Annotated in this window: 28 protein-coding genes; 9 read left to right on the forward strand and 19 right to left on the reverse strand. The window is 70.6% G+C overall.

Going from position 1 to position 25573, the window contains the following annotated elements; all coding sequences use genetic code 11:
* The first annotated feature begins 141 nt into the window (after positions 1 to 141).
* Positions 142 to 450, forward strand: coding sequence for a hypothetical protein (locus tag LPA41_RS34435; RefSeq protein WP_229075387.1), 309 nt, complete (start codon positions 142 to 144; stop codon positions 448 to 450).
* On the opposite strand, the gene LPA41_RS34440 is transcribed toward LPA41_RS34435, so the two are convergent.
* The 3 genes from LPA41_RS34440 to LPA41_RS34450 form a co-directional block, all read right to left on the reverse strand.
* Positions 437 to 1111: a DUF2786 domain-containing protein gene (locus tag LPA41_RS34440; RefSeq protein WP_229075389.1), complete on the reverse strand. Its 675-nt coding sequence runs from the start codon at positions 1109 to 1111 to the stop codon at positions 437 to 439. The two genes, LPA41_RS34435 and LPA41_RS34440, sit on opposite strands and share 14 nt — an antisense overlap.
* Positions 1112 to 1137: 26 nt before the next feature.
* Positions 1138 to 1527, reverse strand: coding sequence for a hypothetical protein (locus LPA41_RS34445; RefSeq protein WP_229075390.1), 390 nt, complete (start codon positions 1525 to 1527; stop codon positions 1138 to 1140).
* Between the two features lie 69 nt (positions 1528 to 1596).
* Positions 1597 to 1995, reverse strand: a complete 399-nt coding sequence (locus LPA41_RS34450; RefSeq protein ID WP_255691097.1) for a hotdog fold thioesterase — start codon at positions 1993 to 1995, stop codon at positions 1597 to 1599.
* A gap of 152 nt (positions 1996 to 2147) precedes the next feature.
* Here LPA41_RS34450 and LPA41_RS34455 point away from each other — a divergent pair, with 152 nt between their 5' ends.
* Positions 2148 to 2396: a hypothetical protein gene (locus tag LPA41_RS34455; RefSeq protein ID WP_229075394.1), complete on the forward strand. Its 249-nt coding sequence runs from the start codon at positions 2148 to 2150 to the stop codon at positions 2394 to 2396.
* A 2-nt stretch (positions 2397 to 2398) separates the two neighbouring features.
* On the opposite strand, the gene LPA41_RS34460 is transcribed toward LPA41_RS34455, so the two are convergent.
* The 4 genes from LPA41_RS34460 to LPA41_RS34475 all read right to left on the reverse strand — a co-directional run bounded on the left by LPA41_RS34460 (position 2399) and on the right by LPA41_RS34475 (position 5682).
* Entirely contained in the window at positions 2399 to 3664 is a 1266-nt protein-coding gene (locus LPA41_RS34460) for a PrsW family intramembrane metalloprotease (RefSeq protein WP_229075396.1), read from the reverse strand.
* Positions 3661 to 4260 (reverse strand): hypothetical protein, encoded by a 600-nt coding sequence (locus LPA41_RS34465; RefSeq protein WP_229075397.1) that lies wholly within the window; start codon positions 4258 to 4260, stop codon positions 3661 to 3663. The genes LPA41_RS34460 and LPA41_RS34465 overlap by 4 nt, the downstream gene beginning before the upstream one ends.
* A gap of 82 nt (positions 4261 to 4342) precedes the next feature.
* Entirely contained in the window at positions 4343 to 4909 is a 567-nt protein-coding gene (locus LPA41_RS34470) for an RNA 2'-phosphotransferase (protein ID WP_229075399.1), read from the reverse strand.
* Positions 4906 to 5682: a bifunctional 2-polyprenyl-6-hydroxyphenol methylase/3-demethylubiquinol 3-O-methyltransferase UbiG gene (locus tag LPA41_RS34475; protein ID WP_229075401.1), complete on the reverse strand. Its 777-nt coding sequence runs from the start codon at positions 5680 to 5682 to the stop codon at positions 4906 to 4908. Before LPA41_RS34475 ends, LPA41_RS34470 begins: the two co-directional genes overlap by 4 nt.
* Before the next feature lie 19 nt (positions 5683 to 5701).
* Here LPA41_RS34475 and LPA41_RS34480 point away from each other — a divergent pair, with 19 nt between their 5' ends.
* The gene (locus LPA41_RS34480; protein WP_229075403.1) at positions 5702 to 6073 is read left to right on the forward strand and encodes a PPOX class F420-dependent oxidoreductase; all 372 of its coding nucleotides are present in this window, start codon (positions 5702 to 5704) and stop codon (positions 6071 to 6073) included.
* 163 nt (positions 6074 to 6236) lie between these two features.
* Here LPA41_RS34480 and LPA41_RS34485 read toward each other — a convergent pair whose 3' ends face one another.
* Both LPA41_RS34485 and LPA41_RS34490 read right to left on the reverse strand, forming a co-directional pair.
* Positions 6237 to 6446, reverse strand: a complete 210-nt coding sequence (locus LPA41_RS34485; RefSeq protein ID WP_014687221.1) for a BldC family transcriptional regulator — start codon at positions 6444 to 6446, stop codon at positions 6237 to 6239.
* Between the two features lie 281 nt (positions 6447 to 6727).
* The gene (locus LPA41_RS34490) at positions 6728 to 7567 is read right to left on the reverse strand and encodes a hypothetical protein (protein WP_229075405.1); all 840 of its coding nucleotides are present in this window, start codon (positions 7565 to 7567) and stop codon (positions 6728 to 6730) included.
* A 155-nt stretch (positions 7568 to 7722) separates the two neighbouring features.
* Here LPA41_RS34490 and LPA41_RS34495 point away from each other — a divergent pair, with 155 nt between their 5' ends.
* A complete protein-coding gene (locus LPA41_RS34495) occupies positions 7723 to 8787 on the forward strand; it encodes a Glu/Leu/Phe/Val dehydrogenase (RefSeq protein ID WP_229075407.1) in 1065 nt (354 codons plus the stop codon).
* A 181-nt stretch (positions 8788 to 8968) separates the two neighbouring features.
* Positions 8969 to 9184: a DUF3073 domain-containing protein gene (locus tag LPA41_RS34500; RefSeq protein WP_014440246.1), complete on the forward strand. Its 216-nt coding sequence runs from the start codon at positions 8969 to 8971 to the stop codon at positions 9182 to 9184.
* 123 nt (positions 9185 to 9307) lie between these two features.
* On the opposite strand, the gene amcA is transcribed toward LPA41_RS34500, so the two are convergent.
* The 5 genes from amcA to LPA41_RS34525 form a co-directional block, all read right to left on the reverse strand.
* Positions 9308 to 9535: a multiple cyclophane-containing RiPP AmcA gene (gene amcA / locus LPA41_RS34505; protein WP_229075409.1), complete on the reverse strand. Its 228-nt coding sequence runs from the start codon at positions 9533 to 9535 to the stop codon at positions 9308 to 9310.
* Positions 9504 to 10607: a cyclophane-forming radical SAM peptide maturase AmcB gene (gene amcB / locus LPA41_RS34510; protein ID WP_304523815.1), complete on the reverse strand. Its 1104-nt coding sequence runs from the start codon at positions 10605 to 10607 to the stop codon at positions 9504 to 9506. The genes amcA and amcB overlap by 32 nt, the downstream gene beginning before the upstream one ends.
* A 226-nt stretch (positions 10608 to 10833) precedes the next feature.
* The gene (gene purM / locus LPA41_RS34515) at positions 10834 to 11985 is read right to left on the reverse strand and encodes a phosphoribosylformylglycinamidine cyclo-ligase (protein ID WP_229075412.1); all 1152 of its coding nucleotides are present in this window, start codon (positions 11983 to 11985) and stop codon (positions 10834 to 10836) included.
* Positions 11986 to 12024: 39 nt separating this feature from the next.
* Positions 12025 to 13635, reverse strand: coding sequence for an amidophosphoribosyltransferase (gene purF / locus LPA41_RS34520; RefSeq protein ID WP_229075415.1), 1611 nt, complete (start codon positions 13633 to 13635; stop codon positions 12025 to 12027).
* Positions 13636 to 13765: 130 nt separating this feature from the next.
* Positions 13766 to 14125, reverse strand: a complete 360-nt coding sequence (locus LPA41_RS34525; protein WP_229075417.1) for a sterol carrier family protein — start codon at positions 14123 to 14125, stop codon at positions 13766 to 13768.
* A 152-nt stretch (positions 14126 to 14277) separates the two neighbouring features.
* On the opposite strand from LPA41_RS34525, the gene LPA41_RS34530 reads away from it, so the two are divergent.
* Positions 14278 to 16131, forward strand: a complete 1854-nt coding sequence (locus tag LPA41_RS34530; protein ID WP_229075419.1) for a carboxypeptidase-like regulatory domain-containing protein — start codon at positions 14278 to 14280, stop codon at positions 16129 to 16131.
* A gap of 184 nt (positions 16132 to 16315) precedes the next feature.
* Here the strand turns inward: LPA41_RS34530 and purL are convergent, their stop codons facing one another.
* Genes purL through purS form a run of 3 tightly spaced genes read right to left on the reverse strand, consistent with a single transcriptional unit; the run spans position 16316 to position 19796 of the window.
* Positions 16316 to 18832, reverse strand: coding sequence for a phosphoribosylformylglycinamidine synthase subunit PurL (gene purL, locus LPA41_RS34535; RefSeq protein WP_229075420.1), 2517 nt, complete (start codon positions 18830 to 18832; stop codon positions 16316 to 16318).
* Positions 18829 to 19542: a phosphoribosylformylglycinamidine synthase subunit PurQ gene (gene purQ / locus LPA41_RS34540; protein ID WP_229075490.1), complete on the reverse strand. Its 714-nt coding sequence runs from the start codon at positions 19540 to 19542 to the stop codon at positions 18829 to 18831. The genes purL and purQ overlap by 4 nt, the downstream gene beginning before the upstream one ends.
* A complete protein-coding gene (purS, locus tag LPA41_RS34545) occupies positions 19539 to 19796 on the reverse strand; it encodes a phosphoribosylformylglycinamidine synthase subunit PurS (RefSeq protein ID WP_229075491.1) in 258 nt (85 codons plus the stop codon). The genes purQ and purS overlap by 4 nt, the downstream gene beginning before the upstream one ends.
* Positions 19797 to 20078: 282 nt before the next feature.
* Between purS and LPA41_RS34550 the strand changes: the two genes are divergently transcribed.
* On the forward strand, positions 20079 to 20756 hold the full coding sequence (locus tag LPA41_RS34550) for a trypsin-like serine protease (RefSeq protein WP_229075421.1): 678 nt from the start codon (positions 20079 to 20081) through the stop codon (positions 20754 to 20756).
* Positions 20757 to 20847: 91 nt separating this feature from the next.
* Here LPA41_RS34550 and purB read toward each other — a convergent pair whose 3' ends face one another.
* Positions 20848 to 22269 (reverse strand): adenylosuccinate lyase, encoded by a 1422-nt coding sequence (gene purB / locus LPA41_RS34555; RefSeq protein ID WP_229075423.1) that lies wholly within the window; start codon positions 22267 to 22269, stop codon positions 20848 to 20850.
* Between the two features lie 158 nt (positions 22270 to 22427).
* On the opposite strand from purB, the gene LPA41_RS34560 reads away from it, so the two are divergent.
* Positions 22428 to 22880: an SCP2 sterol-binding domain-containing protein gene (locus LPA41_RS34560; protein ID WP_229075425.1), complete on the forward strand. Its 453-nt coding sequence runs from the start codon at positions 22428 to 22430 to the stop codon at positions 22878 to 22880.
* A 70-nt stretch (positions 22881 to 22950) separates the two neighbouring features.
* On the opposite strand, the gene purD is transcribed toward LPA41_RS34560, so the two are convergent.
* On the reverse strand, positions 22951 to 24192 hold the full coding sequence (gene purD / locus LPA41_RS34565; protein WP_229075426.1) for a phosphoribosylamine--glycine ligase: 1242 nt from the start codon (positions 24190 to 24192) through the stop codon (positions 22951 to 22953).
* Between the two features lie 91 nt (positions 24193 to 24283).
* On the opposite strand from purD, the gene LPA41_RS34570 reads away from it, so the two are divergent.
* A complete protein-coding gene (locus tag LPA41_RS34570; protein ID WP_229075427.1) occupies positions 24284 to 25573 on the forward strand; it encodes an adenylosuccinate synthase in 1290 nt (429 codons plus the stop codon).

Consider the following 25573-nt stretch of genomic DNA (forward strand, 5'->3'; position numbering starts at 1 on the left):
CTCGGTGACGCGATTCTAGTTCGCCTTCACCACGCCGACATCTTCTCCGGCCCGGGTGAACACCTCTTGAAGCGCGGAAGCCGGGCGGCAAGAGTGTTATCGGGCCCGGTCCCGGCACCGGGCACTGAGGAGGACGACGTCGTGCAGACGTTCACGAACGAGGCGGAACAGGCGGCCTACACCCTGGCGGAGGCACTCAGCGACAAGGCGATGTCGTGCATGAAACACGCCGAGGAGGCGGGCGAGGCGTTCCGCTCCGGCAAGATGGCGATGCGGCGTCAGTTCAAGGCGCGGGGCCTGTCCGAGGCGGAGGCCGACATCCGCTGGTCAGCCACGTCGCAGGCGGCTCGCGCGATCGCCGACAACGGCTTCTTCATGTCGCAGGCCTCGATGTACAACAACGCGGCCGCCGCACAGTACGCCAAGGCCCTCTACCTCAAGACTCGCTGACCTCGGGGCCGCCCAGGTGGGCGTGCTGGCCCGCGCGATAACCGAGGACCCGCCCGCTGCCGCGCAACCGCCGCGGCGGCATCTTCGCCAGCCTGGGGTACGTCTCGTCGCGCCGCAGCTCGACCAGATCGGTGCGGTCCACCAGGACGAGTTCGGCGCCCGGCGTGCCGGCCGCGGCGCTCTGCTCCGCCGCCCAGAGCCGCGCGCTCACCGCCTGGCTGTACCCGACGAGCCACGACCGGCGGTAGGCGGCCGGGCTCTCCGACGCCGGCACCGGGCTCCCGGCCAGCCCGTGCGCCGCCTGCAGCAGCAGCGAGGTGAAGAGCAGCTCGACACGTTCCAGGTCGACCGCGTGACCGAAGAGGTGACTGCGCGCCGAACCGCGCCGGTCCAGGTGCACCACCCGGCAGCGCAGCGGGGAGGCCACCGCCGCGAGCAGACCGGCCTTGTCCCGGGCGTACGGCGGGTCGATCGTGACGACGCGATCCCCCACCGGGTCGGCCGCCGGGTCGCCGGCCGTGAGCATCGCCTGATCCACGCCGTACTTCGCGATCAGCTCGGCGGCCTTCACGGTGAAGGCCTCCGCCTCACCGGCGGTGCAGGCCGGGTCCTCGGCCATGGCGAGCAACTTGCGCACGCGGGCCAGCAGGCTGTCGTTCATGGCGAGCGGTACGGGCGGGAGCGCCGTCACGCGGCCCGGCGGCGCAGGGTCGCCACCGTCGACCCGGCGAGCGCGAGCAGGCAGTCCGGCAGCCGGCCGTCCGCGATCGCGGCACCGAACAGCGCCTCCCCGGTCGGGAAGTCGCCGTTCACGTACGCACTGACGAACCGCGCCACCCAGCGCTTGTCGTACTGCGCGTCGTCGATGCCGGGGAACTCCAGCGTCCAGGCGCCGCCACCGGGCAGCTGCCCGACCATGGTCGCCGCCAGGCACCACGCCACGTCCCACGCGCCGACCACGCCGTCCCGGTCGACGACCGCGTCGAAGGAGTCGGCCACAGCAGCGGAGTCGCCGCTTATCGCGCACTGCAGGATCTGCGCGGCGTCGTCGAATGCGTACTGTGGTACTTCGGTCACGTCAGAAAAGGTACGTCCAACCGTCAAGCAACGCTCGCGGACGGGTGAATTCCCGCACCAAGGAGGGGATCACGCGCCGCGGAGCAGGCAGGTGATGCGTGCCGTGCAGACCCGCTCCCCCGACTCGTCGGTCAGCACCACCTCGTAGGTCGCCACGGCCCGCCCCCGGTGCACCGGCGACGCCACGCCGGTGACCAGCCCCGACCGCGCGGCCTTGTGGTGGGTGGCATTGATGTCGACGCCGACCGCGAACGGCCGGTCCACGGTCTGCCCGTGCATCACCGCGCCGACCGAGCCGAGCGTCTCGGCGAGCACGCACGACGCCCCGCCGTGCAGCAGCCCGTACGGCTGGGTGTTGCCCTCGACCGGCATGGTCCCGACGACCCGCTCGGCGGTGGCCTCGGTGATGACGATGCCCATCCGCTCGGCGAGCGCGCCGCCACCGCTGCTGGTGAACAGGTGCTGCATGCCGTCCTCCGCGATATCCACGTCGGCGTACGTTACCGCCGCCCCGGACGGCAACCAGCGACAACCGTCACAGCGACGGGAGTGATCCGGGAACGCTCCGGGTACGTGGGGGAGAACCGACGCCGGCCCGCCGGCCAACTGGAGGAGCCACCGTGAGCGAACCGCAGGAGATCATCGAGACTCGGGGCGAGTACCGCGTGGACCTCGTGAAGCAGGACGCCAACGGCGACGGGCGTACGGACGTCTGGATCTCTGACACCGACGGTGACGGCAAGCCGGACCTCTACCAGTTCGACACCGACGGGGACGGCCGCGTCGACATCACCATGGTCGACCTGGACGAGGACGGCACCCCGGACAAGGTCGTCGACGGCGACGGCGGGCTGCCGCCGGAGGCCTGATCTCAGCCGCCGCCGAGGGCGGAGAGCGCCACCCAGATCACGGCGATCGCCACGGCCGTGGTGCCGGCCGTGGAGACGGTGTGCCGCCACGAGCGCACCCCCTCCACCGCCTCCGGGTGACCCAGCGACTCGAGCCGGGACCGGTGGGCACGAACCTCCGACGCGGCCTCGGTCTCGTGCGCCTGTGCGGGCGCACGGGACAGGTCGACGGCCAGACGGGCCTGGGCGCGCTGCAGTCGGCGTACCGCCACTCTGGCCCTGCGCCCGGCCCGGGCCCCCGCATGCCGGCGCGCCGCCGCCCGCCGCGACCCGGACCCGAGCACTCGCAGCTCGTCGGGGGTGATCAGCGACGGATCGCGCAGCGTGGCGAGTTTGGCGACGTAGTAGGCGGCCTCCGCGTCGTGTGCCCGCCGGACCAGGTAGAGGGTGAGCAGCAGCGGCGGCAGGCCCTTGAAGAGCAGCACCGCGAGCAGCGCAAGCGCGCCGTTGCCGAGGCCGTCGCGGAAGAACGGCGAGTTCCACAGCACGTGCGAGGCCCAGGCGCCGAAGAGGGCGAGCGCGGCCATCCCGATCCGGTGCCGGCGGGTGCGGTCCGGGTTGACCACCAGGTAGCCGATGCCGGCGCCGGCCAGGGCGCCGAACAGGGTGTGGCTCCAGACGCCGGCCAGGAAGCCGCGGACCAGCAGCGTGGTGACCACCGGCTGGACCTGGTCGCCCTGCCCGGCCTGTGCCACCGCGCCGATCGCGAAGACCACGTCCTCGACGATCTGGAAGCCGAGACCGACGAGCGCGCCGTAGACCACGCCGTCGAGCACGCTGTTCACCTGAGCACGGGCGATCAGCACGATGGCGACCACGCCGAGCGTCTTCACCGTCTCCTCGACCGTGGGCCCGGCCAGGGCGGCACCCCAGTCGGCAGCGAGGGCCGGCGAGCCGAGTTTCGCGATCAGGTTGTCCAGCGCGGTGCTGGCCGGGATGGAGACCGTGGTGGCGACCAGGCCGCCCCAGGCGAACGCCAGGACCCGCAGGCTCGCCGGTTCCCGTTCGAGGAAGTCCAGCTCGGAGACGAAGAGCCAGAACGGCACGGCGAGCAGGGCGAAGAGGACCACCGCGGTGAGGGTGGCGATCGGGTACGCGTCCAGGAAGCGCCAGGTGATCTGGGCGATCCGCAGGCCGCCCGCGGCCAGCAGTGCCAGGATCACCCAGAAGGCCGGCTTGTGGGCGAGGGCGGCCGCCCGGACGACACCGGGACGGACCGCGTCACTCATCGGCGGCCCTCGTGACGCAGGGTGCGGGTGCTCGCGTCGATCGCCGCCAGGGTGCGGGCCAGTTCGCGGTCGTCCCCGCTGACCGTGACCTCGATGGTGAGGCCGTGCGCGACGAACACCGCGTACCGGCCGCCACGGCCGCCGGCGGTGTAGCCGCCCTGGACACCGGCGAGCCCGCCGGCCGTGGAGACCGCGAGCTGGGTGCCGGTCAGCCGGTGACCTGAGGTGCCGGTGATGCGCTGGCGCAGCCGGACCGCGGCCGCCGTCAGGTCGCCGTCGAAGGGCTGGACGGCTATCGCGTACCGCACCGGGCTCTCGTCCGGTCGCGTGCTCAGCTGGAACAGTGCGGTGCCCTGCGTCCCGCCGGGCCGGGTGCCGGTGACGTCCAGCGTGGCGCCGGGCGGGGGCACGATGGTGACACCGGCACCGACCTCGTACGACTCACCGGCCGGGACCGCCCGCTGTGCCGGAACGGCCCGGTCCAGCAGCGGCAGGCCGAACGTGAGGCCGGCCAGCACGAGGACGATGACGAGCGCGAGGGGCAGGGCGAGGGTACCGGGGAGGTCGGTGTGCTGACTGCGCGTAACCCTCCCCATCCGTCCAAGCTAACGGCGGTCCTGGCCGGTTGTCCGGAGAACCTGCCGCCGCCCACAGTGGATGGACGATCAACCTGGGCGATTACGGATTTGTCCGTTTTATCGAAAGGTGCTGTGACGGCACGACAGAGGTAAGCCAGACCCCGTTGTCGCTGCGGTGGAAGATGTGACCCTCCGCCGCCATCGTCCCGGACGCCACCCGGAACACCACCACGTCGGGGGAACGCCGGCGGCCCACCGTGAGCGCGGTCGGCACGTCCGCCGACAGGTGGACGTGATGGCGGCTGCCGGGCCGTAGCCCCTGCCGCAGGATCGCGTCGAGGTTCGCGCGCGGCGTGCCGTGGAAGAGCTCCGCGGGCGGCGTCGCCGGCGGCAGCTCCAGATCGACCGCCACCCGCCGGGAGTGCCCCTGGCTCGCCCGGATCCGGTCCACGCCGTCCGGGCCGGGCGCCACCGCGAACCGCTTCTTGTCGTTGCCGGCGACCACCGTGTCCAGCTCGGCCCGGTCGATGCCGAGGGCGGCGAGCAGGACCGGCACCGGCACCCACCCGTTCGCGTCGAGGGTGAGGCCGGCGGTCTCCGGCCGGTGTCGCAGCACCAGCGACATCCGCCGGCTGAGGCGGACCTGGTCGCGGGTGAGTTCGGTCATGAATCGAGCTCCATGACCGCAACGTAGTACGGCCGATCCTGCTGGTCGATCGATTTCAGATGCCAGCCGGTGCCGTCCAGCAGCGCCGTCAGCTCCGCCGGCGAGCAGTTCAGATAGTCGAACCACTCGGTCGCCAGCTCCCGGTACCGCAGGCGCAGCCGCAACTGCCCGCCCAACCGCCCGCGCTGCCGGTTGCGCTCGTGATAGGCCACGTGCACCGGGTCACGCGTCCCGTACGGATCGCTGCCCTGCGCCACGATCCGGGCGCCAGGGGCCGCGAGCCGGGCCAGCGCGGCGAGCATGACCGGGGCCCGCTCGGCGCTCTCCAGCAGGCCGAGGTTGTTGCCGAGCAGCAGGAACGTGTCGTAGCGGACCGCAGCCTCGGCGAACTCGTCGACGGTGGCGAGCACGGTGTCCCGCAATCCGCGCGCCCGGGCCACCTCGATCGCGCCGCGCGAGGTGTCCAGCCCGGTCACGGCGATGCCGCGGCGCTGCAACTCGATCGCGACGCGGCCGGCGCCGGCACCGATGTCGAGCACCCGCCCGCGGCAGAGGCGCAGGGCCCGGCGGTCGTACGCCTGCCAGTCGCCCGGTTCGTTCAGATAGTGATCGGCCGGCGCGCCGTTGATCAGCCCGTCGTCCCGCTCGATCACCTCGATGACCGGCCGGGGATAGCGCCCACCGGCCAGCGGCCGGGGCCCGATCCCGGTACGCACCGCGTACGCGTCCCGGATCATCTCGCCGAACGCGTCGCCGATCGTCGGCTGCTCCATGGTGATCTACTCTTGAGGAATGCCCGGACTGGAGCAACTCGGATCTGAGAAGTACGTCCTGCTCACCACGTTCCGCAAGGACGGGCGCGCGGTGCCGACCCCGCTCTGGGTCGTGCCCGACGGTGCCGGCCTCGGATTCTGGACGGTGGCCGGGAGCGGCAAGATCAAGCGGATTCGCAACAGCGGCCGGGTCACCGTGGCACCCTGCGACATGCGCGGCAAGCCCACCGGGGAGGCGATCGAGGCGACCGCCCGGATCGGCGACCGGGCCGACTTCCAGCGGGTCGCCGGGACGCTCAAGAAGAAGTACGGGCTGATGGGCCGGCTCACCGTGCTCGGCAGCCGCCTCCGCCGGGGCGCCGACGGAACGGTCGCGGTGCTGGTCGGCTGACGCTGAAAAAAATCATGGCGACGGCGAATCGCCTCCGCCCCCGCCTCGTTGATCAGTTAGAAGTCGTTGATCAGTTGGAAGAGGCGAAAACTTCAGAGGTACGAAGAAGGGGCGATCGCCTTCCCCAGCGCTCGCCCCTTGCAACGATGTCGGTCGAATGCGGTCAGTCGCCCTGACGCTGCGTCGGGATCTGCCCTTGCAGCAGTGCACGGACTTCCGACTCCCGGTAGCGACGGTGGCCACCCAGGGTGCGAATTGCGCTGAGCTTGCCAGCCTTCGCCCACCGAGTGACGGTCTTCGGGTCGACACGGAACATCGACGCCACCTCGGCCGGCGTTAGTAGCGGCTCAGGATCGTGCGTACGCGATGCCATCGGTCACTCCTCCACAGGTGCCTAAAAACATCGGCCGGGGTCCCGCCGGCCGGTGCGTCTCTCATGGTCCGGCTAGTCCCCGATGTCCGACATGGGCCGAACGGACGAACGTCCCCAGATAGATGGATGAAGCATGCCCGATTTTTGCGTGTTTTATACGCCAGATAGTGTCTCGTTTAGTCCGATTATCACGGTTCGCTCGGCGCCGATCACGAAGAGTGTTCGCTTCGGGAGCGCTTCCATCGGATGAGATACGGGCGCTTCTGTCCTATTTCCGCAGGTCAGTTGCATCGCTCGAGAAGCTGCACCGCGCGCCACCGCGCGACAAGCTTCTCGTAGGCCTCGCTGGCTGACTCAGCGTCACCGCGAGAAAGTGCCGAAAGTCCGGCTGCCACCAGTCCGGGGGAATCGTCCTCGGCAAGCCTGTCCTCCGGAAGGAGGTTGACCAGGCCGCCGTAGTCGAGCTCCACCACCGACCGGGGATGGAACTCCTCGAGCCAGCGGGTGCCGTCCTCCACCGCCTCGGTGATCGGCGCGTCGCCCAGCGACTTGCGCAGCACCGAGACCGCGCGGTGCGCCCGGCGGCGGGCCTTGGAGATCTCGGTGCGGTAGCGCAGCGTCCGCCGGCGGGCGGTGAACGAGAACTCCCGCTCCTCCAGGTCCACGAAGGCGAACCAGCGCAACGGCACGCCCCACGTGGAGACCTGCTCGTGCACCCGGGGCACACCCTGCTCCAGAACCTTGGCGCCGCTGCGCCAGTCCTCCACGACCGCTTTCGCCTGCCCGGCCAGGATCGGCGGCACGAACGCGTCGGCCAGCACGGCAGGCACGCCGTCCCGGGCGTTCAGCGCCGCCTCCGCGACCCGCAGGCGCAGGTTCCACGGGCAGACCAGGATGGCGTTGTCCCACTCCAGCACGTACGCCTCGTCGGGCAGGTCGGGCAACCGGGTCCAGCCGGCACCCAGCGCCTCCAGGACGGCGGTGCGCTGACGGACCGGGCCCTCGATCGGACCGAGGTCCCGACCTTCCTTCGCGTAACGGCGCCAGTAGGACTGCCGGTCCCGGTCGAAGGCGGTCAGTGGCTCGTAGACCCGGAGGTACGACGCGAACAGTGACGGCACGGCGCGATCCTTTCACGAATCCGGCCGGGTGGAACTTCCCGCGCGGACGTAATCGGCGTCCAGTTGCCACCACTAGGCTCGCAGATGTCCGGCACACCCCCGCCGGAGGGCTCGGCCCCACAAAGGCCATCAGCACAGATCAGGAGAGTAAAACGATGGACGTGTTCGACACCGACGGGCACGAACAGGTCGTCTTCTGCCAGGACCGGGCGACCGGCCTGAAGGCGATCATCGGGATCTACTCGACGGCGCTCGGCCCGGCTCTGGGCGGCACCCGCTTCTACCCGTACGAGACCGAGGCGGACGCGCTCGCCGACGTGCTCAAGTTGTCCCGCGGGATGGCGTACAAGAACGCCATGGCCGGCCTGGACCTGGGCGGCGGCAAGGCGGTCATCTGGGGCGACCCGGCGCGGATCAAGTCCGAGGGCCTGCTCCGGGCGTACGGGCGGTTCGTCGAGTCGCTGCGCGGCCGCTACTACACCGCCTGCGACGTCGGCACCTACGTGCAGGACATGGACGTCATCGCCCGCGAGACGAAGTACGTGACCGGCCGCAGCGTGGAGCACGGCGGCGCCGGCGACTCCTCGGTGCTCACCGCCTGGGGCGTCTTCCAGGGCATGCGCGCCGCCGCCGAGCACACCTGGGGCACCCCGTCGCTGCGTGGCCGCACGGTCGGCGTCGCGGGCCTGGGCAAGGTCGGCAAGTACCTCGCCGGTCACCTGCTCGAGGACGGCGCGACCGTGGTCGCCACCGACGTCAGCGAGGCCGCCCTCGAGTGGGCCCGGACCACTCACCCGGAGATCCAGCTCGTGCCGGACACCACGGCGCTGATCACGTCCGACATCGACGTCTACGCGCCGTGCGCCCTCGGCGGGGCCCTGAACGACGACACCGTCCCTGTCCTGCGCGCCAAGGTGGTGGCCGGCGGCGCCAACAACCAGCTTGCCCACGCCGGCGTCGGCAAGCTCCTGGAGGACCGCGGGATCCTCTACACCCCGGACTACGTGCTGAACGCCGGTGGCGTGATCCAGGTAGCCGACGAGATCCAGGGCTTCAACTTCGAGCGGGCCAAGCTGCGGGCCACCGGGATCTTCGAGACCACCCGGCGGATCCTCCACCTCGCCGGCGACGAGGGGGTGCCGCCCGCCGTCGCGGCCGACCGGCTCGCCGAACGACGCATGGCGGAGGTCGGCCGGCTGCGTTCGATCCACCTGAACTGAGCCGGTTCAGTGACTGCCGCGCGCCTGCGAAAAGGTCAAACCGCGACGCGCGGCAGTGTCACACGCAACCCGAGGTGCCGAAGGCGGCATCGTCCATGTACCGTAAGACCCACGAGAGATGCCTGACGTCATCGGGGCCCGCCTTCGGGCTGCCCCGAATTCTGTGCGAGGGGGTCGAGCCATGGGGCGCGGCCGTGCTAAGGCCAAGCAGACGAAGGTGGCCCGGGAGTTGAAGTACCACTCCCCGAACACCGACCTCACCGCCTTGCAGCGCGAACTGGCGAGTGCCGGTAAGTCGAATCATCACTTCGACGACGACAACGACGAGTTCGTCGATGATGATGAGGACGACGACGCGGATGACGACCGGGATACCTGGTCGCCGACAAGGCGCTGACCCGCGGTAGCACAGGGCACACGGCTGAGCCGTGTGCTCGGGTGAGTGGCGGTCACACTTCCTACGGTTGTACTTGAAGCCCACGCGGGTCACCCCGCGTGGGCTTCAAACCGGGCTGGGGCCTCAGCGAGGCCGGTTGTTCCAGTTGTAGAACGTGGGAATGTTTTCGAAGTGGTTCCAGGCGCACACCGCCGAGCCGTCATCCTGTGATGCCTGCTCATCGCGTTTCTGCCGCGCCGCTTCGGCCTCCGCTATGAGCGCGCTCAGCCCGGCTCGGGTGTCGTGCACCCGCGCCGTCACCGGATCCGTCTCCACGTCGTCAGACAGCCGTGGCCTCGTGATCTCGGGCATGGTCCAGCACTCCCTCCAGTAGGCGAATCTTGCTGTTCCGGCAGTGGTCGGTCTCGGTGACGTCGAACCTGCCGTGCTCGAAGTACCGGTTGGCCGCGTGCGCGCCGCCGCAGAAGCCGAAATAGGGACAGCTGCTCCGGCATGCCTCGACGCCGCGCAGGAACTCGCCTATCCAGGGTGTCCCGGCCGCACCGGCCAGGATCTCCGGCAGCGGGGTGTGCAGCACGTTGCCGCTGGCGAAGTCGCCGTAGCGCGGATCCGAGAAGCCGGCCAGCTCGGGCGAGAGCAGCACCACGGAGCCGTCGTAGGCCACCGTGGGTATCGGATCCAGCTGCCGGGGCAGCAGCGCGTCGGCCGTGCCGTCCAGGACCGCTGACGCGTACCTCAGCGACCACTCCACCTCGCGCAGATGGATGCTCGGCGCCCGCCGCCAGGCGCCGAGCAGCTCGGCCCAGAAGGCGCTCACCGCCGCCGGGTCGTGCCGGTTGCGCCGGGTGTTGACGCCTTCCTGCTCCTCGACGTTTATCCCGAGCACCTCGCAGCCCAGGTCGAGAAAGAAGTCGTAGAGCTCGGTCGCCACGCCCGGCCGTGGATCGCTCACCACGCAGAGCGCCGAGAAGGGCAGCTCGTGCCGGCGTAGCGCTTCGATGCCCCGGAGGATCAGGTCGTAAGCCGGCCGGTCCCGCCGGTCCACCCGGTCGCCGTTGTGCTCCCGCGGCCCGTCCACGCTCACGCTGACCCGCACGTCGTGCTGGGCGAAGAACTCGCACCAGGCGTCGTCGATGAGCGTCGCGTTGGTCTGCACGTGGTGCTCGACGGACGCGCCGAACGGCGCGAAGAGCGCGGCCAGGTGCTCCCGGCCCGCGGCGAGCGGCTCACCGCCGTGCCACACCACGGAGAACCGGCGGGTACGGGCGAACTCCGCGACCTGCTCGGCGACCCGCTCCGCCACCGCGACCGGCATCTTCAGGTTGTCGCGCCGGAACGGCAGGTAACAGTAGCCGCACGCGAGATTGCACAGCGTGGTGGGCTGCATCACGACGTAGCCGGGAACCGCGGAGACACCGCGCATCCCACTCCACGTATCGGTCATGTCCCGCCACACTCCCGTTCGCCTCGAGCCGGTGGCCCCGAGCGGCGCCGGCCGCACGGGTCAGATTAGGTGCACCGGTCCACTCATAAAAACGAAAGATCCGCATGTGCCGGACATCGACACACACGGATCATTTCACGTTCGGTCCGACGCGAACCAGCTTCAACTTCTCCTCGTGCGCCGGCCCGAGTGGCCGCGGAACGGGTCAGCCCCGCGTGTACGACCCCATCATCTGCACCTCGCCGGTGCCCTCCAGGACCTCGCCGACCTGCCACGCCTCGACGCCACGGCCGGTCAGGTAGGCCATCGCACGGTCCGCGTCGTCGGCCGAGACGACCGCGAACATGCCGACGCCCATGTTGAACGTGGCCTCCATCTCGGAGTCCTCGATGCGGCCCTTCGCCTGGATCAGGTCGAAGATCGGCTGCGGGCGCCAGGTGGACCGGTCGACCACGGCGTCCAGGTTGCTCGGCAACACCCGGTTCAGGTTGCCGGGGATGCCGCCACCGGTCACGTGCGAGAACGCGCGGACGTCGGTCTCCTCGATCAGGCCGAGGCAGTCCTTGGCGTAGATCTTGGTGGGGGTGAGCAGTTCCTCACCCAGGGTGCGCTGGGTGCCGAAGTCGTCGACCACGGTGTCCAGGCGCATCCGGCCGGCACCGAGCAGCACGTGCCGCACCAGCGAGTAGCCGTTGGAGTGCAGGCCGGACGAGCGCATCGCGATCACCGCGTCGCCGATCTCCACCCGCTCCTTGCCGAGGATCTCGCTCTCCTCGACCACGCCGACACCGGTGGCGGAGACGTCGTACTCGTCCGGGCGCAGGACACCCGGGTGCTCGGCGGTCTCACCACCGAGCAGGGCGCAACCCGCGTACCGGCAGCCGTCGGCGATGCCGGCGCCGATCTCGGCGACCTTGTCCGGCACGACCTCGCCGCAGGCGATGTAGTCGAGCAGGAACAGCGGCTCGGCACCACAGGCCACCAGGTCGTCGACGACCATGGCGACCAGGTCGATGCCGATCGTGTCGTGGATGTCGAGCTGCTGCGCGATCACCAGCTTGGTGCCGACACCGTCGGTCGAGGAGGCCAGGACGGGGCTCTTGTACTTCGCGGTGTTCAGCTTGAACAGACCGGAGAAACCGCCGAGGTCGCCCATCACCTCGGGACGGGTGGTCTTCTTCACCTTCGACTTGAGCAGCTCGACCGCCCGGTCACCGGCGTGGATCGAGACACCCGCGTCCGCGTACGTCGCCGAGCGCTTGCGGGCGCCGCGGCCGCCACCGGCCGTCCACAGCTGGCGGTCCGCGCCTTCGCTGCCGTTCGATCCGGCACTGCTGCGCTCGGACACGTGCGTCACGGTTCTCCCCTTAGCGGTTCTGTCTGTGTATCTGAAAAGTCACGGGTGGTGCAGGGCGCCGGCGCCGCCGGGGCTCGCGACGAGCTGCACCGGCGTGGACCGGTCGTCGTCACCGTACTCACGGGCCTCGTAGTCCGACTCGAGGTCCGACACCGCCGCGTCGGTCGTCGCCGCGGAGGCGCCGGGCATGGAGGCGCGCTTGCCGACGCCCTCCAGCACGTGCTTGCCGATCAGGTCCCCGGCCGGGAGCTCGATCGGGTACTGCCCATCGAAGCACGCCATGCAGAGCCTTGTCTTCGGCTGCTCAGTCGCCTGGACCAGGCCGTCCAGGGACACGTAGCCCAGGCTGTCAGCGCCGATCGAGCGACGGATGCCGTCGATCTCCAGACCGTTCGCGATCAGCTCGGCGCGGGTCGCGAAGTCGATGCCGTAGAAGCACGGCCACTTCACCGGCGGCGACGAGATGCGGACGTGCACCTCGAGCGCACCGGCCTCGCGCAGCATCCGGATCTGCGCGCGCTGCGTGTTCCCCCGGACGATCGAGTCGTCGACCACCACGATGCGCTTGCCGCGGACGACCTCGCGCAGCGGGTTCAGCTTGAGCCGGATGCCGAGCTGCCGGATCGTCTGGGACGGCTGGATGAAGGTGCGGCCGACGTAGGCGTTCTTCATGAAGCCGGCGCTGTAGGGAATGCCGGAGGCCTCGGCGTAACCGATCGCGGCCGGGATGCCGGACTCCGGCACACCGATCACCAGGTCGGCCTCGACGGGGTGCTCCTTGGCCAGCTTGCGGCCCACCTCGACGCGCGCCGCGTAGACGTTGCGGCCGGAGATCGTGGTGTCCGGGCGGGCGAGGTAGACGTACTCGAAGAGGCAGCCCTTGGGCTCCGGCGCGGCGAACCGGGTGGAGCGCAGGCCGTGCTCGTCGATCGCGATGATCTCGCCGGGCTCGACCTCACGGACGAAACTGGCGCCGGTGATGTCCAGGGCGGCGGTCTCGCTGGCGACCACCCAGCCCCGCTCCATCCGGCCGAGGACCAGGGGGCGGACACCCTGGGGGTCGCGGGCCGCGTACAGCGTGTGCTCGTCCATGAAGACGAAGCTGAAGGCGCCGCGCAGGGTCGGCAGCAGCTCCATGGCCGCGGCCTCGACCGAGAGGTCCGGGCGACCGGCGAGCAGCGTGGTGACGAGCGCGGTGTCGGACGTGGAGTCACCGACCTCGAGACCGCGGTCGGCGACCTCCTTGGCGAGCTCCGCCGTGTTCACCAGGTTGCCGTTGTGCGCCAGCGCGATGGTCGTGCCGGCCGGGGTCGCCCGGATGGTGGGCTGCGCGTTCTCCCAGTTGGAGCCGCCGGTCGTGGAGTAGCGCGCGTGGCCGATCGCGAGGTGGCCGCGCAGGCTCGCCAGGGTCGGCTCGTCGAAGACCTGGGAGACCAGGCCGATGTCCTTGTAGACCACCACGCCGGAGCCATCGCTCACGGCAATGCCTGCCGCTTCCTGACCTCGGTGCTGCAAGGCGTAAAGCCCGAAGTACGTGAGTTTGGCGACCTCTTCCTCGGGGGCCCAGACGCCGAAGACGCCGCAGGCATCCTGGGGGCCACGCTCCTGGGGGTCGAGATCGTCGGTCAGTAGGCCGTCGCCTCGGGGCACCTGCTTGCTCCCTCGTTCGGATCTGCTTGAAACGCTCGAAGCGCTGATCTGCTCGAACTAGCTGGTCCGCTCCGATCGCCCAGTGTACGCGAGGACAAGGGCAGCGACCCCTGGCTCATGACCAGGCTCATCACTCGGTGAGTGGCAGGAATTCGGAGAGATCGGTACGGATGCCGCTCGCCCGCAGACGCCCGTCGTGCGCCGCGTCCGCCCAGCTCAGGCGCCCAGCGGCCAGCAGCAGGAAAGTCGTCGGATCCGTTTCGACCACATTGGGTGGTGTGCCACGGGTATGCCGCGGACCGGCCACACACTGAATCGCACCGAAAGGTGGAATCCGGACCTCCACCGATCGGCCAGGGGCTCGTCGGGACAACTCGGCCAGCAGCGCCCGGACGGCGTCACGCAGCACCGGGCGCTCAGGTTCGGCGCCTCGGTCCAGCGCGTCCAGGGCCTGGTTCACCGATTCGGATTTACTGTGCGCAGAGGACACGTCGGGACGATACGACTCTGTCTGTAGACAACGGCACACCGCCCTGGGTCGCGAAAGTGACATGCGACAAGGCATAGTGGCCGACGGTGTTGAAGTCGCGGGATCTTCCGGCCACCGAAGCCGGGGACCGCGCGACCCGGAAGGTGGTGGACGTGACAACGCACCTACGTGCCAGGACGACCCAGGCCGGTGCGTTCCTGGCACTGGTCGTCGGCCTCGTGGCCGGCGCGCCGACAGCTGCCATGGCGGCCCCACCGGACGTGCAGATCGCTGACCTGTCGCCCACCGAGGTGTCCCCCGGAAGTACTGTAACCATGCGGTACACCATCAGTAACGTCGGGGGCGGCGACGACGGTGGTGGCGGCGAGGGTGAAGAAGAAGAGGGTGGCGGCCAGCAGCAGCAGGCCGGCAGCGTCAACATCCGGGTCAGCGGCATGGACTGCAGCGGCGACTGCAGCGCCATCAAGCAGATCGACGGCAGCTCCAGCTTCACCGCGAACCTGACCGCGCCGAACGTGGCCGACGGCGAGACCAAGACGGTCACCGTCCGGGTCACCGCGACCGTCGCCGGGGAGGCACCCGGCACGGCGAGCGCCACCGTGACCGTCAAGGGTGCCGAGAAGCCGCAGCTGGTGACGAAGGTCTCCGGCCGGGTCAAGGACGGCGACGGCAAGCGGGTCTCCGGTGTCGCGGTCGCGATGCAGGACGCCGCCGGCAACAAGTACGCCACCACGACCAACGGTCAGGGTGCCTACTCGTTCATCGGCTCCGAGGCGAACCCGATCGCGCCCGGCAACATCACGGTGGGCGCGCTGAAGGAGGGTTACTCCTCGACGACCGTCACCGTGCAGGGCTCCACCGGCAAGTCGGTGAACGTGCCGATCACGATGAAGAAGCTCGCCGTCGAGAGCCCGTCCCCGAGCCCCTCCAGCAGCGCCTCGGCCAGCGCCGTGCCGACCGAGGAGGTCACCGGCGAACCGGCCGAGGACGAGACCGCCGGTGAGACCGAGGCACCGCTGACCCAGGAGCAGGTCGCCAGCGAGTCCGACAGCGGCACCAACTGGCTGCTGATCATCATGGGCGTGCTGCTCGTCGCCGCCGGCATCGGCGCCATCGTCCTGGTCGTGATGCGCCGCAAGAACGCGGGCAAGAACGACGACGACCCGGACGCGGGGATGCCCGGCACGGGCCCCGGCGGCCCCGGCGGCTCGCCCTTCGACGCGACGCGGGTGGCCGCTCCGGTCGGTGGCGGCCGCGGCGGTGACGCCACGATGATCGCCCCGATGGGTGGCGGCGGCATCTCCGACGCGCCCACCATGATCCACCGCCCGGTGGTCGAGGACGAGTTCCCCGACCCCTACGGCGCGCCCATGCCGCCGCAGGGCAGCTACAACGGCACCAGCCAGTGGGGGGCCGGCGAGCAGGCCGCCGGCGGCTACGGCGCCACCGCGGCGGGCGGTGCCGGCTACGGCGCCCAGCCGCAGTACGGGCAGCCTGCCGACCCGTACTCGACAGGTGTGGCCGGCCAGCCGGTCCCGCAGCAGCGCTACGACGAGCACACCAGCCTCTACCAGCCGGAGCAGCCGCAGCAGGGCCAGCAGCCGCAGCGGTACGACGAGCACACCAGCCTGTACCAGCCCGAGCAGGGCGACAACTACGGCGGCGCCGGCTACGGCGGCCAGGGTGGTTACGACCAGGGCGGCTACGGCGCCCCGGGCTACGAGCAGCAGCAGCCCGGGTACGACCAGGGCGGCTACGGCGGTGGCTACGGCGACCAGGGCGGCTACGGCGGCCAGCAGCCGGCCCCGGGCGGCTACGGTGGCGGTTACGGCGACCAGGACGGTTACCCGCAGCAGCAGCCGCAGCCGGGTGGTTACGGCGCGCCGGGCGGTTACCCGCCGCCGCAGCAGCCGCAGGGCGGCTACGACGACCAGGACCCGGAGCAGTACGGCGGCTACGGCCCGCAGAACGGCCGCCGTCCGCAGAACCGCGACTGGAACGGCTGACCCCCGCCGCACTCACGATCGAAAGGCCCCGGTGATCACACCGGGGCCTTCGCTCTTTCCGGCGTCAGCAGGGGCCTTCGCTCTCCCGGCGTCAGCACGGGACCTCGTTGTCCCGGCGTCAGCAGGGCGGACACGAAGAAGGGCGGGGAGCCTGCGCTCCCCGCCCTTGTCGTCTTGCTTCAGATCAGCTGAGCGAACCGCCCGGCGCCTGCGGGTCGGTCAGCTCCAGCGTCACGGAACGGACCTCGCCCTGCGCCGGAGCCGCCACCTCGGCGGGCCCGCCGAACAGCTTGCGCAGCGTCCCCGACCAGGCCTCGCGGAGCTCCGCCAGGCTGATCGTGAACTGGTCCTGCACCTGCAGCGACTGCTCCTCGGTGGTGACACCGATCGCGGTCACCGGCACGCCGCACTCGGCGGCCAGGGCCAGGAACGCCTTGTCGTGACCGCGCGGGACGGCCACCACGGCCCGGCCCGCCGACTCGCTGAACAGGTGCACGAACGGCGTGGTCTCGCCCTCCGGGAACGTCACCTTCGCGCCGACGTCACGCCGCAGGCAACTCTCCACCAGCACCTGCGCGAGGCCGCCGTCGGAGAGGTCGTGCGCGGCGCTGACCAGGCCGGCCTTCGAGGCCCGGCCCATCAGGACACCCAGCGCCTGCTCGGCCGCGAGGTCCACCTTCGGCGGCTTGCCACCGAGGTGACCGTGCGTCACCCAGGCCCACTCCGAGCCGGAGAGCTCGTTACGGGTCTCGCCCAGCAGGAAGAGCAGGTCGCCGCCGGACTTCGCGGGCGGCGGGAAGCCCATCGGGATGCGCCGGGTCACGTCGTCGAAGATGCCGAGCACGCCGACCACCGGGGTCGGGTGGATCGCCGCGGCGCCGGTCTGGTTGTAGAAGCTGACGTTGCCGCCGGTCACCGGGGTGCCGAGCTGCTGGCAGCCGTCGGCGAGACCGCGGACGGCCTCGGCGAACTGCCACATCACGGCCGGGTCCTCCGGAGAACCGAAGTTCAGGCAGTCGGTGACGGCGACCGGCTCGGCGCCGGTGACGGCGACGTTGCGGTACGCCTCGGCGAGCGCGAGACGAGCACCCTCGTACGGGTCGAGGCGGGCGAACCGGCCGTTGCCGTCCACCGACAGCGCCACACCGAGGCCGGTCTCCTCGTCGATCCGGAGCACGCCGGAGTCCTCGGGCTGGGCCAGGACGGTGTTGCCGAGGACGTAGCGGTCGTACTGCTCGGTGACCCACGTCTTGTCGCACAGGTTCGGCGACGCGATCATCTTCAGCACGGTCTCGCGCAGTTCGTCACCGGTCGACGGACGCGGCAGCGTCTCCGCCCGGTCGGCCTGCAGCAGGATCAGGTCGCCCGGCTCGCGCAGCGGACGGGCGTAGACCGGCCCGTCGTCGGCGAGGGAGCCCGGCGGCACGTCCACCACGACGTGGTCGTTCCAGCTGATCACCAGGCGACCCGGGGTGCCGTCGGCACCGGCCGCGGTGACCTCGCCGATCGCGGTGGCCCAGACGCCCCACTTCTCGGCGACGGCGAGGACCTTGTCCAGGTTCTCCGGGGTGACGATGAGGAGCATCCGCTCCTGCGACTCACTGGCCAGGATCTCGGTCGGCGACATCGAGGCCTCGCGCAGCGGGACCCGCTCCAGCCAGACCCGCATGCCGGTGCCGGCCGCCGCGGCGGTCTCGGTGAGCGCGCAGGTGAGGCCGGCGCCACCGAGGTCCTGGATGCCACTGACCAGGCCGGCGTCGTACAGCTCGAGGCAGCTCTCGATCAGGAGCTTCTCCATGAAGGGGTCGCCGACCTGCACCGACGGGCGGCGCTGCTCGGCCTCCTCGTCGAAGGTCGCCGAGGCCAGCACGGAGACACCGCCGATGCCGTCGCGCCCGGTGCGGGCGCCGAGCAGCACCACGATGTTGCCGGTGCCGGTCGCCTCCTTCTTCTGCAGCCGCTCGACCGGCAGGACGCCGATGCTGAGCGCGTTCACCAGCGGGTTGCCCTGGTAGCACGGGTCGAAGACGATCTCGCCGCCGATGTTGGGCAGGCCGAGGCAGTTGCCGTAGCCGCCGATGCCCGCGACGACGCCGGGCAGGACGCGGGCGGTGTCCGGGTGGTCGGCCGCGCCGAAGCGCAGCGGGTCCATCACCGCGATCGGCCGGGCGCCCATCGCGAGGATGTCGCGCACGATGCCGCCGACGCCTGTCGCGGCACCCTGGTAGGGCTCCACGTAGCTGGGGTGGTTGTGCGACTCGACCTTGAAGGTGACGGCGATCTTGTCGGAGATCTGCACCACACCGGCGTTCTCGCCGATGCCGGCGAGCATCCGGGTGTTGGCCGGGGTCTTCTCGCCGAACTGGCGCAGGTGCACCTTGCTCGACTTGTACGAGCAGTGCTCGCTCCACATGATCGAGTACATCGCCAGCTCGGAGGCGGTAGGCCGCCGCCCGAGGATCTGACGGATCCGCTCGTACTCGTCGTCCTTGAGGCCCAGCTCACCGAACGGCTGGAGCTCGTCCGGCGAGGCCTGCGCCTTGCCGACCGTGTCCGGCCCGTCGGCGAACTCGTCGACCAGCACGTCCGTCGCGGCGAAACCGCTCGGCTTGTTCGTCGGCGCGGCCGCCGCCGGCTGCTGGTTCGGCACGCCCCGCGGGGCCTCGGCCCCGCCGGTCGCCGTCTCCGGCTGCGTGGTCATCGCTGTTGTCCCCCTGCGAGCTGACCGTCCGCGGTCGCCCCCGCCAGGGCCCGCAGGACGGAGGTGAAGAAGCCGAGGCCGTCGAGCGACGGACCGGTCAGCGCCTCCACGGCGTGTTCCGGGTGCGGCATGATGCCGACGACGTTGCCGGCCTCGTTGGTGATCCCGGCGATGTCGCGCTGCGAGCCGTTCGGGTTGCCGCGGATGTAGCGCGCGATCACCCGGCCCTCGGCCTCGAGCGAGTCGAGCGTCCGCTGGTCGGCGACGAAACAGCCCTCGCCGTTCTTCACCGGGATGAGGATCTCCTGGCCGGGCGTGAAGCGGTTGGTCCAGGCGGTGTTCGTCGCCTCGACCTTGAGCCACTGGTCCCGGTTGCGGAAGTGCAGGTGCTGGTTACGGGTCAGTGCGCCGGGCAGCAGGTGCGCCTCGCACAGAACCTGGAAACCGTTGCAGATGCCCAGGACGGGCAGGCCGCCACGAGCCGCGTCGATGATCGACTCCATCACCGGAGCGAATCGCGCGATGGCGCCGCAACGCAGATAGTCGCCGTACGAGAAGCCGCCGGGCAGGACCACGGCGTCCACGCCGTGCAGGTCCGGGTCGCCGTGCCAGAGCCGCACGGCCTCAGCGCCGGCGATCCGGGCGGCGCGGGCGGCGTCCCCGTCGTCCAGCGAACCAGGGAAGGTGACCACACCGATCCGCATGGTCAGGCGACCTCCGCCGCGGCGTCCTCGGCGACCCGGATCTCGAAGTCCTCGATCACCGGGTTGGCGAGCAGCTTGTCGGCAATTTCGCGAGCCCGATCCAGGTCGGGCTCGCCCGCGAAATCGATCTCGATTCGGCGGCCGATTCGGACGGAGGAGACATCGGTGACGCCGAGCCGGGGCAGCGCGTTCGCCACCGCTTGACCCTGCGGGTCGAGGATCTCCGGCTTGAGCATGACGTCGACCACGACGCGAGCCACGGGCACTCCTGACTGATAGGTGTAAGCACGCGAAGCCTACCTGGTCAAGCTGGCCCACAGCCCACGGGCCGGTGTCGCCCAGCCGACCCGACGGTCATTGAGCTGGGAATCTCCTGATGATCGCGAGCGCCCGCGCACCGCCCTGAGGGGGCCATCACACCGTGATAGGTGTCGATTGGTCTGTATCGGTACCGACGTCGATGCCCTACGTTGCATCCATCGCGTTCGATTCACCGCCGGGCTGCACCTTCGTCGACCCGATCCCCAGGAAGGAACCTCGACGTGCGCATTCGCCTCGTGGCCGCACTCACCGGCCTCGCCGCCAGCCTGCTCGCCCCCGCCACCGCCGCACAGGCGGACGACGTCTCCCCGCTCATCATCGGCGGAGGCACCGTCTCCTCCGCGCCGTGGGCCGCAGCCGTGCTCAGCAACGGCAACTTCACCTGCTCCGGGACCATCATCTCGGCGAACTACGTGCTCACCGCGCGGCACTGCATCAGCGGCTCGATGTCGGTCCGGGTCGGCAGCGTGAACCGGACGAGCGGCGGGGTGACCCGGACCGTGGCCAGCACGTCGTCCCGGTACGACCTGGCGCTCATGCGACTCAGCAGCCCGGTCACCACGTCCTACATGCCGCTGTCCAGCGCCTACCCGCCGGTCGGCTCCACCAACTCGATCTACGGCTGGGGCATGACCTGCTACTCCGGCTGCTCGGCGTCGACCGTGCTGAAGACCGCCACGGTCCAGGTCACCTCGACCAACCAGACCGACGCGTACGGCGGCCGGGCGATCGGCAGCAGCCGGATCAACGGCAACGCCTGGCGCGGTGACTCCGGCGGCCCGCAGGTCTACAACGGCGCCCAGGTCGGCGTGGCTTCCACGGCCGACGGCCAGAGCCGGCAGTACTACGGCAGTGTGGCTTACAACCGCGCGTGGATCACGTCAGTCGCCGGCGTCTGATCCCCGCTCGGTGATGGCGCCCGGCTGCGGCCGGGCGCCATCACCCTGTCCAGCCCGCACCGTGCCGGGCGTCGCGGCGCGGCGCGGCGGGTCAGAGGATGGGTGCGGGGGCGTACCCGGCCGCGGCCGGGTTCTTGGCCACGATCTCCGCCACGCGCGCCGCGACCGCCTGCACCTGCGCCGGTGCCGCACCGACGAAGGCCGCCCGGTCCGCCACCAGGGTGTCGATCTCGGCGCGGGACAGCTGGAGCCGCCCGTCCGCCGCCAGCCGGTCGAAGAGGTCGTTGACCGCCACGCCCTTCTCCCGCATGGCCAGCGCGACGCCGACCGCGTGCTCCTTGATCACCTCGTGCGCGACCTCCCGGCCGACGCCCTTGCGCACCGATGCCACCAGGATCTTCGTCGTGGCCAGGAAGGGCAGGAACCGGTCCAGCTCACGGGCGATCACCGCCGGGTACGCACCGAACTCGTCGAGCACGGTGAGGAACGTCTGGAACAGGCCGTCGGTGGCGAAGAACGCGTCCGGCAGCGCGACCCGGCGCACCACCGAGCAGGAGACGTCACCCTCGTTCCACTGGTCGCCGGCGAGCTCGCCGACCATCGAGAGGTAACCCCGGACGATCACCGCGAGGCCGTTGACCCGCTCCGACGACCGGGTGTTCATCTTGTGCGGCATCGCCGAGGAACCGACCTGACCAGGCTTGAAGCCCTCGGTCACCAGCTCCTGGCCGACCATCAGCCGGATCGTGGTGGCCAGCGACGACGGGCCGGCGACGATCTGGGCCAGCGCGGAGACCACGTCGAAGTCCAGCGATCGCGGGTAGACCTGCCCGACGCTGGAGAGCACCCGGGCGAAACCGAGGTGGCCGGCCACCCGCTGCTCCAGCTCGGCGAGCTTCTCGTCCGCGCCGTCCAGCAGGTCGAGCTGGTCGGCGGCGGTGCCGACCGGGCCCTTGATGCCGCGCAGCGGGTAACGGCCGATCAGGTCGTCCAGCCGCTCGTACGCGATGAGCAGCTCCTCGGCCGCCGAGGCGAACCGCTTGCCCAGCGTGGTGGCCTGCGCCGCGACGTTGTGCGAACGGCCCGTCATCACCAGGTCGGAGTGCTCGACGGCGAGGGCGGAGAGCCGGGCCAGCGTCGCGACGACCCGGTCCCGGACCAGCTCGAGGGAGGCGCGGATCTGGAGCTGCTCGACGTTCTCGGTCAGGTCCCGGGAGGTCATCCCCTTGTGGATCTGCTCGAAGCCGGCCAGCTCGCTGAACTCCTCGATGCGCGCCTTCACGTCGTGCCGGGTGACCCGCTCGCGGGCCGCGATCGACTCCAGGTCGACCTGGTCGAGCACTGCCTCGTAGGCCTCGACGGCGCCGTCGGGCACCGCCACGCCGAGGTCACGCTGGGCCTTCAGGACGGCGAGCCAGAGCCGCCGTTCCATCCGGATCTTCTCCTCCGGGGACCAGAGGGCGACGAGGTCGGCGGAGGCGTAGCGAGCGGCGAGCACGTTCGGGATGGTCACGCGGCGATTCTTTCACGTCTCCGGAGGCGGTAACCGCTGGCTGCGCCGCACAGCGGCGCGACGGCCGGGCACCAGCCGAGTGGCACACTGCACAAGCACGGGCAGCCTCGCTAAGGTTACTGGCGAGTAGGTAGACGTTCCTTCCGAAAGGTCCCCTGATGACTGATTTCAGCCCCGAGTCGCTCTCGTCGTTCGGCCCCAAGGAGTTCGCCGCGCTCGTGAAGTCCACGCCGGACTCGAAGATCGCCGAAGTGATGGCGTCGGACATGCGGCCGAAGATCCTCGACGAGGTCTTCAACCGGATGCCGACGCTGTTCCGCGCCGACCGGGCCGGCAACACCTCGGCCGTCATCCACTGGATCATCACGGGCGGCGCCGGCGGCGCGAGCGACACCTACGAGACGGTCATCGAGAACGGCGCCTGCACCGTCACCAACCAGCCGGTCCGCGAACCCAAGCTGGCGATGACCATGGACGCGGTCACGTTCCTCAAGACGGTCTCCGGCGACGGCAACCCGATGATGCTGTTCATGACCGGCAAGATCAAGGCAAAGGGCGACCTCTCCCTCGCCGCCAGCATCGCCAAGCTCTTCGACATCCCGAAGAGCTGACGAACGGCGAAAGGCCGGCACATCACGTGCCGGCCTTTCCCATGCCCTCGCCAGGCGGCGGCCCGTCCCGTCAGACGGTGATCCGGCCCTCGACCGCCTTCACGGCGATGTCGGTCCGGTACTGGGCGCCGTCCAGCCGTACACCCCGCACGAGGGCGTAGGCCGCCTCGCGCGCGCCCCGCAGGTCCGGGCCGGCAGCCGTCACGCTCAGCACCCGCCCGCCGGCGGAGATCAGCGCGCCGTCGGGGCGCCGCGCCGTTCCGGCGTGGATGACGCCGGGCACCTCGGCGCCCTCGATGACGTCACCGGTACGCGGCGTGCCCGGATAGTTGTGACTCGCCACCACGACGGTGATCGCAGAGCCGTCCTTCCAGGTCAGCGGCGGGTGCTCGGCCAGCGTGCCGGTTGCGGCGGCGTGCAGCAGGCCGGCCAGCGGCGTCTCGAGCAGGGTGAGGACGACCTGGGTCTCCGGGTCGCCGAAGCGCGCGTTGAACTCGATCACCTTCGGCCCGTCCGGGGTCAGCGCGAGTCCGACGTAAAGGAGACCCGCGAACGGGGTGCCCCGCCGGCGCATCTCCGCCAGGGTCGGCTCGACCGTCTCCCGGACCACCCGCTCCACCAGATCGGCCGGCGCCCAGTCCAGCGGGGCGTACGCGCCCATGCCACCGGTGTTGGGCCCCTCGTCGCCGTCGGCGAGCCGTTTGAAGTCCTGTGCCGGCATCAGCGGCGCGACAGCGGTGCCGTCGGTGACCACGAAGAGCGAGACCTCGGGGCCCGGCAGGAACTCCTCGATGACGACCTTGCCGCACGCCTCGGCGTGGATCAGGGCCTCGTCGAGGTCGTCGGTGACGACCACACCCTTGCCGGCGGCCAGACCGTCGTTCTTCACCACGTACGGCGCGCCCAGCTCGGTGAGCGCGGCACGGACCGCGTCCATGTCGGTGCACGCGAAGGACCGGGCGGTCGGCACCCCGGCGGCGGCCATCACCTCGTTGGCGAACGCCTTGGAGCCCTCCAGCCGGGCGGCGGCGGCGCTCGGGCCGAAACAGGCGATGCCCTTGGCGCGGACCGCGTCGGCGACGCCGGCGACGAGCGGGGCCTCCGGGCCGATCACGACCAGGTCGGCGCGGAGTTCGACGGCGAGCGCGGCGACCGCGTCCGGGTCGGTGGCGGTGACCTCGTGCAGCTCGGCGACCTGGGCGATGCCCGGGTTGCCGGGCGCGGCGGCCAGGAAGTCGACGGAGGGGTCGGCGGAGAGGCCGACGGCAAGCGCGTGCTCGCGCCCACCGGAGCCGATCAGAAGTACGCGCACGACGGCCCATCCTACCTGCGCCACCGTCGCGTAAACTTCGGCAGTACCCGGGCTCCTCCAGGTACGACCTTGGGGAAAGGCATAACCAAAAGTGCCGGTGATCGTGTTGGTCGGCGCCCAGTGGGGCGACGAGGGCAAGGGCAAAGCCACGGACCTGCTGGGTGACCGGCTGGACTACGTGGTCAAGTTCAACGGTGGCAACAACGCGGGCCACACCGTCGTCATCGACGGCGAGAAGTACGCACTCCACCTTCTTCCGAGCGGCATCCTCTCCCCCGGGGTCGTACCGGTGATCGGCAACGGCGTCGTGGTCGACCTCAACGTGCTGTTCCAGGAGATCGACGGTCTGGAGGCGCGCGGCATCGACACGTCGCGCCTGCGGATCAGCGCGAACGCGCACGTCATCGCGTCGTACAACCGGTCGCTCGACAAGGTCAGCGAGCGGTTCCTGGGCGCCCGGCGGATCGGCACGACCGGCCGCGGCATCGGGCCGACCTACGCCGACAAGATGAACCGGATCGGCATCCGGGTCCAGGACCTCTTCGACGAGTCGATCCTGCGGCAGAAGGTGTCCGCCGCGCTCGCCTTCAAGAACCAGGTGCTCTCCAAGATCTACAACCGCAGCGCGGTGAAGGCCGAGGAGGTCGTGCAGGAGCTGCTCTCCTACGTCGACCGGCTGCGGCCCTACGTCGCGGACACCGCCCTGGAGCTCGCCCAGGCCATCGACGGCGGCAAGGTCGTGCTCTGCGAGGCCGGCCAGGCCACCCTGCTCGACGTGGACCACGGCACCTACCCGTTCGTGACCAGCTCGAACGCGACGGCCGGCGGCGCCTGCACCGGCTCCGGCATCCCGCCGACCCGGATCGACCGGGTGGTGGCCGTGCTGAAGGCGTTCACCACGCGCGTCGGCGAGGGCCCGTTCCCCACCGAGCTGCACGACGAGAAGGGCGACTACCTGCGCGAGGTCGGCCACGAGTACGGGACGACCACCGGCCGCCCGCGCCGGATCGGCTGGCTCGACCTGGTGATCGGCCGCTACGCGCAGCGGATCAACGGGGTCACCGACTTCGCGATGACCAAGCTGGACAACTACGACGGTCTCGACGAGATCCCGGTCTGCGTGGCGTACGACGTCAACGGTGTCCGGCACGACGAGATGCCTGTCAACCAGACCGATTTCCACCACGCGAAGCCGATCCTCGAGACGCTGCCCGGCTGGAAGCAGGACATCTCCGGCTGCCGCACCTTCGACGAGTTGCCCAAGGAGGCGCAGGGCTTCGTCGAGTTCGTCGAGCAGCGGATCGGCGCGCGCATCTCGATCGTCGGCGTCGGACCGGGTCGCGAAGCGGTCATCGAGCGCCACTCGGTTCTCGAGGCCTGA

Source organism: Actinoplanes sp. DH11, from assembly GCF_020873875.1.
GTDB lineage: Bacteria > Actinomycetota > Actinomycetes > Mycobacteriales > Micromonosporaceae > Actinoplanes.

What these genes read in the sequence shown, in the direction of transcription:
- LPA41_RS34465 (WP_229075397.1), bottom strand. Translation starts at nt 4,260, where the DNA reads ATGGGGAGGGTTACGCGCAGTCAGCACACCGACCTCCCCGGTACCCTC.
- LPA41_RS34440 (WP_229075389.1), bottom strand. Translation starts at nt 1,111, where the DNA reads ATGAACGACAGCCTGCTGGCCCGCGTGCGCAAGTTGCTCGCCATGGCC.
- LPA41_RS34500 (WP_014440246.1), top strand. Translation starts at nt 8,969, where the DNA reads ATGGGGCGCGGCCGTGCTAAGGCCAAGCAGACGAAGGTGGCCCGGGAG.
- LPA41_RS34470 (WP_229075399.1), bottom strand. Translation starts at nt 4,909, where the DNA reads ATGACCGAACTCACCCGCGACCAGGTCCGCCTCAGCCGGCGGATGTCG.
- LPA41_RS34485 (WP_014687221.1), bottom strand. Translation starts at nt 6,446, where the DNA reads ATGGCATCGCGTACGCACGATCCTGAGCCGCTACTAACGCCGGCCGAG.
- amcA (WP_229075409.1), bottom strand. Translation starts at nt 9,535, where the DNA reads ATGCCCGAGATCACGAGGCCACGGCTGTCTGACGACGTGGAGACGGAT.
- LPA41_RS34560 (WP_229075425.1), top strand. Translation starts at nt 22,428, where the DNA reads ATGACTGATTTCAGCCCCGAGTCGCTCTCGTCGTTCGGCCCCAAGGAG.
- LPA41_RS34450 (WP_255691097.1), bottom strand. Translation starts at nt 1,995, where the DNA reads ATGCAGCACCTGTTCACCAGCAGCGGTGGCGGCGCGCTCGCCGAGCGG.
- LPA41_RS34475 (WP_229075401.1), bottom strand. Translation starts at nt 5,682, where the DNA reads ATGGAGCAGCCGACGATCGGCGACGCGTTCGGCGAGATGATCCGGGAC.
- purL (WP_229075420.1), bottom strand. Translation starts at nt 18,832, where the DNA reads ATGACCACGCAGCCGGAGACGGCGACCGGCGGGGCCGAGGCCCCGCGG.
- LPA41_RS34495 (WP_229075407.1), top strand. Translation starts at nt 7,723, where the DNA reads ATGGACGTGTTCGACACCGACGGGCACGAACAGGTCGTCTTCTGCCAG.
- amcB (WP_304523815.1), bottom strand. Translation starts at nt 10,607, where the DNA reads ATGCGCGGTGTCTCCGCGGTTCCCGGCTACGTCGTGATGCAGCCCACC.
- LPA41_RS34480 (WP_229075403.1), top strand. Translation starts at nt 5,702, where the DNA reads ATGCCCGGACTGGAGCAACTCGGATCTGAGAAGTACGTCCTGCTCACC.
- LPA41_RS34460 (WP_229075396.1), bottom strand. Translation starts at nt 3,664, where the DNA reads ATGAGTGACGCGGTCCGTCCCGGTGTCGTCCGGGCGGCCGCCCTCGCC.